The organism is Mycobacterium sp. E787 (assembly GCF_001668725.1).
GTDB lineage: Bacteria > Actinomycetota > Actinomycetes > Mycobacteriales > Mycobacteriaceae > Mycobacterium.
In genome coordinates this window covers 37,309-46,623 of sequence record NZ_LZKL01000041.1, presented here as the reverse complement: position 1 = coordinate 46,623, position 9,315 = coordinate 37,309, and the positions used below count along the sequence as shown (strand labels likewise).

At 70.2% G+C, this 9,315-nt stretch carries 7 protein-coding genes, 1 tRNA gene and 1 pseudogene; 6 read left to right on the top strand and 3 right to left on the bottom strand.

Annotation, left to right across the window (positions count from 1 at the left end; all coding sequences use genetic code 11):
- Window positions 1–126 (top strand): annotated as a pseudogene (locus A5705_RS08735) (type VII secretion protein EsxI); the annotation flags it as partial.
- 105 nt (window positions 127–231) lie between these two features.
- Here the strand turns inward: A5705_RS08735 and A5705_RS08730 are convergent.
- Entirely contained in the window at window positions 232–2,214 is a 1,983-nt protein-coding gene (locus tag A5705_RS08730; protein ID WP_068276868.1) for a TPM domain-containing protein, read from the bottom strand.
- A 52-nt stretch (window positions 2,215–2,266) separates the two neighbouring features.
- Here A5705_RS08730 and A5705_RS08725 point away from each other — a divergent pair, with 52 nt between their 5' ends.
- Genes A5705_RS08725 through dnaG form a run of 3 tightly spaced genes read left to right on the top strand, consistent with a single transcriptional unit; the run spans window position 2,267 to window position 6,109 of the window.
- The gene (locus A5705_RS08725) at window positions 2,267–3,550 is read left to right on the top strand and encodes a deoxyguanosinetriphosphate triphosphohydrolase (RefSeq protein ID WP_068276871.1); all 1,284 of its coding nucleotides are present in this window, start codon (window positions 2,267–2,269) and stop codon (window positions 3,548–3,550) included.
- A gap of 9 nt (window positions 3,551–3,559) precedes the next feature.
- Complete coding sequence (locus A5705_RS08720) at window positions 3,560–4,162, top strand: superoxide dismutase family protein (protein ID WP_068276865.1); 603 nt, start codon at window positions 3,560–3,562, stop codon at window positions 4,160–4,162.
- A 27-nt stretch (window positions 4,163–4,189) separates the two neighbouring features.
- The gene (dnaG, locus tag A5705_RS08715; protein WP_067877985.1) at window positions 4,190–6,109 is read left to right on the top strand and encodes a DNA primase; all 1,920 of its coding nucleotides are present in this window, start codon (window positions 4,190–4,192) and stop codon (window positions 6,107–6,109) included.
- On the opposite strand, the gene A5705_RS08710 is transcribed toward dnaG, so the two are convergent.
- A complete protein-coding gene (locus tag A5705_RS08710; RefSeq protein WP_067877988.1) occupies window positions 6,084–6,362 on the bottom strand; it encodes a hypothetical protein in 279 nt (92 codons plus the stop codon). The two genes, dnaG and A5705_RS08710, sit on opposite strands and share 26 nt — an antisense overlap.
- 171 nt (window positions 6,363–6,533) lie before the next feature.
- Here A5705_RS08710 and A5705_RS08705 point away from each other — a divergent pair.
- Both A5705_RS08705 and A5705_RS08700 read left to right on the top strand, forming a co-directional pair.
- A tRNA-Asn gene (locus A5705_RS08705) sits at window positions 6,534–6,606 on the top strand.
- A gap of 184 nt (window positions 6,607–6,790) precedes the next feature.
- Entirely contained in the window at window positions 6,791–7,405 is a 615-nt protein-coding gene (locus A5705_RS08700; protein ID WP_068276862.1) for a muconolactone Delta-isomerase family protein, read from the top strand.
- A 186-nt stretch (window positions 7,406–7,591) separates the two neighbouring features.
- Here A5705_RS08700 and A5705_RS08695 read toward each other — a convergent pair whose 3' ends face one another.
- Window positions 7,592–9,235 (bottom strand): NAD-dependent malic enzyme, encoded by a 1,644-nt coding sequence (locus A5705_RS08695; RefSeq protein WP_068276859.1) that lies wholly within the window; start codon window positions 9,233–9,235, stop codon window positions 7,592–7,594.
- Between the last annotated feature and the right edge of the window lie 80 nt (window positions 9,236–9,315).

Here is a 9,315-nt window from a genome sequence, read left to right as displayed (position 1 = left end):
ATCACCCAGTTGGGTCGTAACTTCCAGGTGATTTACGAGCAGGCCAACGCCCACGGCCAGAAGGTGCAGAGCGCCGGTAGCAACATGGCGAGCACCGACAGCGCCGTCGGCTCGAGCTGGGCCTGACGAAGACCGGTTGACGGCGGGCACTCCGCCGTCACCACTGAGTAGTGCAAGACCGACCCCCGGGCACTGGGTGCCCGGGGGTCGGTTCGTCTGCGCGTGACGAGCTCAGAATCGGCCGCCGCCGCCCATGAGCCCGCCCCCCGACGGGCTTCCGGAGGGGCCGAACGACGTCGGGCTCCAGCCGCCGAACCCGCCGCGCATCGACCCGCCGAGCAGATCGCCGATGATGAGCCCGCCGATCATGGCGCCGGTGTCGCCGCCGCCGCGGCGGGCGTAGAGGCGCTGCGCCTGCTGTACGTCGGCATTCGCCAATGCCTGCGCCTGCGCGGCCAGCGTCGAGGCCGCGTTGGCGTGCGCGATCGCCTCGGCCACGTTGGTCGACCGCTTGTCCTGCGCGGCCTGCACGTGTCGCTTGGCTTCGGCGAGCCGCGTCCGGGCCTCCGCCCCGATGCTGCCGCGGCGGGTGTCGATGTATTCGGAGACGCCGCGGACCCGCGTCTGGGCCGTGAACAGCGCCTGCTCGAAGGAACGGTTAAGCCGCTCGGCGTCCGCCTGCTCCTGGGCCACGGTCGCCAGGACGCGGTCGAGGTCGGCGCCGGCCTTGGTGAGCCGGGCGAATGCGCCGAGCGGGTCGGCGGACCCACCACCGGTGTGGCGCGAGTAGTCGAGGGCCCCGGTCGCCGCGTCGCGGGCCGCGGTCAGCTCCGCGGCGTGGCCCGATCCGGTCTTGCGCAACTGCTCGTCGGCGCGCGCGATGACGGCCTGGATGTCGTCGGCGAGCGACGGCAGTGTGGCGATCGCGTGCCTGATGTCCTCGCCCGCGTTGTCGATCGCATCCAACAGCGCACGGGCTTGCCCGAGCGCGGACTCGGCCGCATGGTAGGCGTCCACCAAGCCCGCCTGCTTACCGCTCTCGGCGTGGCCGGCCCGATCCCGGGCCGTCCCGATGTTGCGGTCCGCGAACGCCAGCCGCTCCTTCGCGCCGGCGACGTTGCCGGCCACCGAAGTCAGTGCGGCGGGGTCGAATTCGTTGCGCAGCTCGGCCAGCCGCTGTTCCGCGGGGGCGATGCGGCTGGTGAGTTCGACATACTGCTGGGTCAGGGCGTCCAGCCGCGACGCGGCGTTGAGCACCAAATCCCGCAGCTTTTCGAACGCCTCCTGCTGTGATTCCAGTTCGCGGTCGGCGCGCGCCGCCGAGACGATCACCCGGGTCAACAACTCGCGGCGTTGCGCCGGCGTCTCGGGCGTGCTGTCGTCGAGCTGATGACGGACCGTAAAGGCTTGCGACAGAGCCGCTTTGGCGTTGTCGACCGCCCGGGTGAAGGGTTCGGTCCGCTGCTGACCGAACTCGTCGACCGCCAGCGCCAGCTCGTTGGCGCTGGTGCGCACCGCGTTGTCGACGTCCACCACCATCGAGCGCGACAGGTCGTCGAGGGCCTCCAGCGGCACGGCGGCCAGCGCGTCGGCGTCGGTGGGGTCGAGGCGCCGCGCCGCGTCCAGTGCCGCGGCGAGCCCCCGTCGCCGGCGATAGCGCATCACCACCAGCAGGGCGGCGGCGGCGACGGCGATGGCGATGAGCGCGACGAGCAGGACGACCCGGCCCGACGAAGGCGGCGCGGTGTTCAGCCCGTTGGCCGCCGCGATCGCGGCGCCGCTCCAGTCGCCGTTGTGCAGCGCGGGTTCGATCTTGGTGCGGCGCAGTTGATCCACCTGGCCGGCTTTGACGCTCTTGATCGCCGACGGGACGAGGAAGGCGTACGCCCGGCCGGTGGTGGCGACCGCCAGCAGCGCGTCGTAGTCGCCCAGGTCGCTGAGGCTTCTGGTCCGCAGTGCCCAGTTCTCCGCGGTCTGCCCGGAGAAGTCGTCGACGTAGACCACCCACAGCCGGATGTGGCGATCGGCGTAGAGCTTGTCGGTGGCCGACGTCACCGCGGCGCGGCCGGAATCCGACAGGACGTGCGCGCTGTCGGTGACCTGATCCGGCAGCGGGAACGGCGGTTGCGCGGCCGCCGTCGGGGCCGGCAGCAGCCCCCCGCACAGACCCATGAGGATCGCCAGCATCACGCCGATCAGCCGAGCGGTGCGCATAGGTCAATGTAGCCCGCGTTCCCTGGCAGACTGTGCCTCGGTGATGAACACGGTGACCACGAACCAACAAGACCCCTACGACGACTTCGACCGCCAGCGGCGGGTGCGGGAGGCGCCGAAGACCGCGGGTCTGCCGGGCACGGAAGGCCAGCACCGCACCGATTTCGCGCGCGACCGGGCCCGGGTGCTGCACAGCGCCGCGCTGCGCCGCCTGGCCGACAAGACTCAGGTCGTCGGGCCCCGCGAAGGCGACACCCCACGCACCCGGTTGACGCACTCCCTGGAGGTGGCCCAGATCGGGCGGGGCATGGCGGTCGGGCTGGGCTGCGACCTCGACCTCGTCGAGCTCGCCGGCCTGGCCCACGACATCGGGCATCCGCCCTACGGCCACAACGGCGAGCGCGCGCTCGACGAGTTCGCCGCGACGTGCGGCGGCTTCGAGGGCAACGCGCAGAACTTCCGGATCCTGACCAGCCTCGAGCCCAAAGTGCTTGACGAGCAAGGAAATAGCGCCGGGCTCAACCTCACTCGGGCCGCCCTGGACGCCGTCACCAAGTACCCGTGGACCCGCCGCGAGGGTCTGGAGAAGGGGAGGACCAAGTTCGGCTTCTACGACGAGGACCGCGAGCCGGCGGCGTGGGTTCGTGCCTCGGCGCCGGTGCACCGGTCGTGCTTGGAGGCCCAGGTGATGGATTGGGCCGACGACGTCGCCTATTCGGTGCACGACGTCGAGGACGGCGTCGTATCGCAGCGCATCGACCTGCGCGTGCTCGCCGACGACGACGAGGCGGCCACACTGGCCGAGCTGGGTGCGAGCGAATATCCCCGGGTCAGCGCCGACGACTTCATGGCGGCCGCCCGACGGCTGTCGGGCCTGCCCGTGGTCGCCGCGGTCGGCAAGTACGACGCCACGCTGGCGGCGTCCGTCGCGCTCAAGCGATTGACCAGTGAATTGGTGGGCCGGTTCGCCTCGGCCGCGATCGCGACCACGCGCGCGGCCGCCGGACCCGGCCCCCTGGTACGCTATGCGGCTGACCTGCAGGTGCCCGACCTGGTGCGCGCCGAGGTCGCGCTGCTGAAAATCCTGGCGCTGCAGTTCATCATGTCCGACCCCCGGCACCTGGCAACCCAGGCCCGGCAGCGCGAACGCATCCACCGGGTGGCGCACTGGCTGTACGCCGGGGCGCCCGGAACGCTCGACCCCGGCTACGCCGCGACGTTCTCCGCAGCGGCCGACGACCGGGCCCGGCTGCGGGTCGTCGTCGACCAGATCGCCTCGTACACCGAGGGCCGGCTGGAGCGCATCGATACCAGCCCGCCGACCGGCGCGCGTTAGGCTCCCGTCATGACCAAACTCGCCGTCGCCGCCGCCTTGTTGTCGCTTCCAGTCGTCGCGGTGAGCGCCTGCAGTTCGCCCCAGCACGCGACCAGCCAGACGGGTACCACGCCGCCGGTCCAAACCGCGTCGCCCGCCCCGTCGGCGACGTCGAGCCCGGCGCCCGCCGCGGGATCGCTCACCGCGAACCTCAAGACGGCCGACGGGAAGGAAGTCGCCACCGCCACCTTCGATTTCAGCAACGGCTATGCGACCGTGACGGTCAAGACGGTCGCCGGCGGCCTGCTGGCGCCCGGCTTCCACGACATGCACGTCCATCAGATCGGCAAATGTGAGCCCAACTCGGTCGCTCCGACCGGGGGCCCGCCCGGGAACTTCCTGTCGGCCGGCGGGCATTTCCAGGCACCCGGGCACACCGGGATGCCCGAGAGCGGCGACCTGACGATGCTCGAAGTGCGCCAGGACGGTTCGGCGTACCTGGTGACCACCACCGACGCGTTCACCCGGGACCAGCTGTTGGCCGGCGACAAGACCGCCCTGATGATCCACGGCGCGCAAGACACTCCCAACGCGATGGATCGGATCGCGTGTGGGGTGATCGGGACCGGCTAGCCCGCGCGGTCGTTTTAGACTGGGCCGATGGCCGGCCGGATCTCTGATCGCGATATCGCCGCCATCCGCGAAAAAGCCCGCATCGAGGACGTCGTCGGCGACTACGTGCAATTGCGGCGCGCCGGCGCCGATTCCCTCAAGGGGCTGTGCCCGTTCCACGACGAGAAGTCGCCGTCGTTCCACGTCCGCCCCAACCACGGCCACTTCCACTGCTTCGGCTGCGGCGAGGGCGGCGACGTGTACGCGTTCATCCAGAAGATCGAACACGTCAGCTTCGTCGAGGCGGTCGAACTGCTGGCCGACCGGGTCGGCCACACCATCAGCTACACGGGGCCGGCCACCAGCGTGCAGCGCGACCGCGGTAGCCGCAGCCGGCTCGTCGCGGCCAACGCGGCCGCCGCCGAGTTCTACGCCGCGGCGCTGGAGTCCGACGAGGCGGCACCGGCCCGCCAGTACCTGGCGGAGCGGAACTTCGACGCCGAGGCGGCGCGCCATTTCGGCTGCGGATTCGCCCCGTCGGGCTGGGACTCGCTGACAAAACACTTGCAGCGCAAGGGTTTCGAGTTCAAGGAGCTGGAGGCGGCGGGGCTGTCGCGGGAGGGACGCCGCGGCCCGATGGACCGCTTCCACCGGCGGCTGCTGTGGCCCATCCGCACCGCGGCCGGCGAGGTGATCGGGTTCGGGGCCCGCCGGCTGTTCGACGACGACCCCATGGAAGCCAAATACATCAACACGCCCGAGACCGTGCTCTACAAGAAGTCGGCGGTGATGTTCGGCATCGACCTGGCCAAGCGCGACATCGCCAAGGGGCACCAGGCCGTCGTCGTCGAGGGCTACACCGACGTGATGGCGATGCACCTGGCCGGGGTCACCACCGCCGTCGCCTCCTGCGGCACCGCGTTCGGCGACGAGCACCTGGCCATGCTGCGCCGGCTGATGATGGACGACAGCTTCTTTCGCGGCGAGCTGATCTACGTGTTCGACGGCGACGCGGCCGGGCGGGCCGCCGCCCTGAAGGCGTTCGGCGGCGAGCAGAACCTGGCCGGGCAGTCCTTCGTCGCCGTCGCCCCGGACGGCATGGACCCGTGCGACCTGCGGCTCAAGGCCGGTGACGTCGCGTTGCGCGACCTGGTCGCGCGGCGAACCCCGTTGTTCGAGTTCGCCATTCGCACCACGCTGGCCGAGGTGGACCTGGACAGCGCCGAGGGCAGGGTCGCCGCGCTGCGCCGTTGCGTACCGATGGTGAGCCAGATCAAGGACCCCACCCTGCGCGACGAGTACGCCCGCCAGCTCGCCGGCTGGGTCGGCTGGGACGACGTCGCGCAGGTCATCGAGCGCGTCCGGACCGAGGCCAAAAAGTCCCGGGTCCCGGACCGGCGTGGCCAGGCAGCCGAGCCGCCCCGCCGGGCCGAGCAGCGGCCCGCCGCGGTGCGCGCCGAGCCGGCCGCGGCCCGTCCCGACCCCCGCGACCCGATCCTGTGGGCCCAGCGGGAGGCGCTCAAGTCGGCGCTGCAGTATCCGGCGCTGGCCGGGCCGGTGTTCGACACCCTGACCGTCGAGAGCTTCACCCATCCCGGGTACGCGGCCGTCCGCGCGGCCATCGAGGCCGCCGGCGGCACCTCCACCGGTATCACGGGGGCGGAATGGATCGAGGCGGTGCGGCACCGGACCACGTCGGCTTTGACCGCGAGCCTGATCAGCGAGCTGGGGGTGGAGGCCGTCGCGGTCGACGACGAGAAGCTACCGCGCTACATCGCCGGGGTGCTGGCCCGGCTGCAGGAGGTCTGGATGGGCCGGCAGATCGCCGAGGTCAAGTCCAAGCTGCAGCGCATGTCGCCCATCGAGCAGGGCGACGAGTACCACGCGCTGTTCGGCGACCTGGTCGCCATGGAGGCCTATCGGCGCAGTCTGTTGGAGCAGGCTAGCGGCGACGATCTGACGGTGTGAGGGCCGGCTCGGCCGGCCGCTCCTGGACCCGGTCCACGACCGCCGTCTGGTCGTCGATCTCGGCCAGCGTCACGAACCCGGCGTCGGGGGAGATCCGGTTGGCGATCTTGCGGCGCCCCCCTTCGATCACCGACTTGGCCATGGGACTGCTGGTCAGCGCGCGATACGTGCCGACGATCTGCTCGTATCGGCGACGCCCGGCCTTCGAGCCCAGCACGTAACCCAGTCCGAGCACCACGACATACCGGATCAAAGCGTTCCTCCCGACGATCGATGGCTCCATCCTGCCTCACTCGGCCGGGTGCGTGCGCGGTTGATCCGCTTGGCGACGGCGCCGACCGCTGATTGCCGGACGAAAATGCCGGTCCCTGCCAGTTGGGCGCGGTTATGCCAGTACGCTAGAGTCGTCCCGCGATCGTGTTGATCCCCTGTAGCTCAATTGGCAGAGCGTTCGGCTGTTAACCGATAGGTTCCTGGTTCGAGTCCAGGCGGGGGAGCAAAGTCAAGCTCTCGTCACTTCCATTCCAGCCCCTTCATGAGTGAATACCGGGCTGTGGCGCATGCGTTCAGGGCGGAAAGGTCGCCGGGATTCGGCCGCCGCACCCTCGAGGTCTGGGATTCACCGTCGAAGCCGCCCGTGGCGCCGTGAACTACTGTGAGCACGACCCATGAGGAGGGTTGATGGAATTCCTCGTCACCATGACCACCCACGTCCCCGAGGGAACGCCGCCGGAGGCCGTCGACGAAGTGCGGGCCCGGGAGGCCAAGCATTCCCGCGGGCTGGCCGAGCGGGGCAGCCTGTTGCGCCTGTGGCGACCGCCGCTGCGGCCGGGCGAATGGCGCACCCTCGGCCTGTTCGCGGCCGACGAGGAGGACCAGCTCGAGGAGGTGCTGGCCTCGATGCCGCTGCGGGTCTGGCGCACCGACGAGGTGACAGCGCTGACGGCGCACCCGAACGATCCGGCCGGCCGGGCGGAGCAGGGCCCCGGCCGGGCCTCGGAATTCCTGACGACGACCACCGTCGACGTCCCGAAGGGGGTACGGCGCGAGGTCGTCGATGATGCGGTGTCGCGGCAGGCCGAGCGAGCGCGTGAGCTCGCCGAGCACGGGCACCTCGAGCGGCTGTGGATGCTGTTGGCTGAGCCCCGCGGGCCCCGCGCGCTGGGGCTGTGGCGCGCCCCGGACGTCGAGGGCATGACGGCGATCCTGGAATCACTGCCCCTGCACCCGTGGATGAGCGTGACGACCACGCCGCTGACGCCACATCCCAACGACCCGGCCTGCAACGGGGATTAGCGGCGGGTCGCCGCCGTCGGGTTAGCGGTGATCGCGAGCGCGGCGTAGCCGGGTGAAGCGGGTCGCCGCCCTTGGGTTAGCGGCGATCGCGAGCGCGGCGTAGCCGGGTGAAGCGGGTCGCCGCCCTTGGGTTAGCGGTGATCGCGAGCGCGGCGTAGCCGGGTGAAGCGGGTCGCCGCCCTTGGGTTAGTCGTAGACGGGCCGCCACATGGTGTCGTGGACGGCCTGCCGGACGTCGCCGTGCGTCCTGGTGGCCACTCCGTCGTCGACGGCGGCGTGATAGACCGCCTCGGCGACGGCGGCGGAAATCTCGCGCAGGTTCTGCACGTCCGGCAGCAGCGAGTCGCCGGGATTCGTCGGATTTGCCTGGTGCACAATGGCTTTCGCCGCCGCCTGCAGCATGCCCCGGGTAACCAGCCGGGCGCGGGCGACGATGATGCCCAGCCCGATGCCCGGGAACACCAGCACGTTGTTGGCCTGGCCGATGGTGTAGGTGGTGCCCTCGTACTCGATGGGGGCGACGGGGGTGCCGGTGGTGATCAGCGCTCTGCCCTCCGACCACCGCAGCACGTCGGCCGGCATGGCCTCCATCCGCGAGGTGGGGTTGGACAGCGGGAAGATCATCGGCCGTTCGCAGGATGCGGTCATCGCCTCGACGACCTTCTGGTCGAACGCGCCGAACACCGTCGACGAGCCCAGCAGGATGGTGGGCGATGCGAGCTTTATCGCGTCCACCAGGCCCACCCGATCCCGGCCCACGCCGAGCCGTTGGCGGTCCTTGGCGTAAGGCAGCTGGAAGTCGCGCAGGTCGTCCATGTCGTCGAAGAGCAGGCCCTGCCTGTCGATCGGCCAGATCTGCGACGCGGCCTGTTCGGCGGTGGCGCCGTCGGCGACCATCGCGTCACGGATCTGGTCGGCCACACCGATCCCGGCGGTCCCGGCGCCGAAGACGATCACTTTCTGGTCGCGCAGCGGGATCCCGCTGACGTGGCACCCGCCGTACACCGCCGCCACGACCACCGCGCCGGTGCCCTGGATGTCGTCGTTGAACACGCAGTAGTGGTCGCCGTAGGTCTGCAGGATCTTGCGCGCATTGAGCGGCCCGAAGTCCTCGAAATGCAGGATCGCGTGCGGAAACATCTGGTGGGCGGTCTCGATGTAGCGCCTGATGAATTCGTCGTACTCCTCGCCGCGGCGACGGGCGTGGCGATTGCCGAGATAGAACGGGTCGGCCAGGAGCTGTTCGTTGTTGGTGCCGACATCGAGGGACACCGCGATGCACCGGCGCGGGTCGATGCCCCCGCCGGCGGTGTAGAGCGCCAATTTGCCCACGGCAATCTGGATTCCGCCCACGCCCCAGTCGCCGATCCCCAAGATGGCTTCGGCGTCGGTGCATACGATCAGGTCGACTTCCTCGGGCCCCAGACCGAAGGTGCGGAAGGCCTCGGCGATCTCGTCCGGCTCGTCGATGCTCAGGAAAAGCCCACGCTGCCCGCGGTATTCGTCGGAGAAGCGTTGAATGGCCTCCCCGACCGTCGGCGTGTAGACCACCGGCATCAGTTCGGTCAGGTGGTCGGTCAGCACCTTGTAGTACAGGATTTCGTGGCGGTAGTGCAGCTGCTCGAGAAGCAGGTTGCGGCCCAGATCCGTTGCCAGGCTCTGCAATTGATGCCATACCCGGTCGGCTTGTTCGTCGAGGGTGAGCACCGCCGACGGAAGACGTCCCGTGAGCCCCAGCCGGCGCCGTTGCTCGTGCGTGAAGCCGACCCCGCGATTCAGGCTCGGCGCGGCCAGCGCGGGGGGGATCCGCGGCGTGCAGGGATCGCTCATCTCAGCCTCCAGGGAGTTGGCCCGTTAGGCCACCGTAGCGCCGATCGCGGTTAACGCATCTTGAAGAGCACTTGACGTTC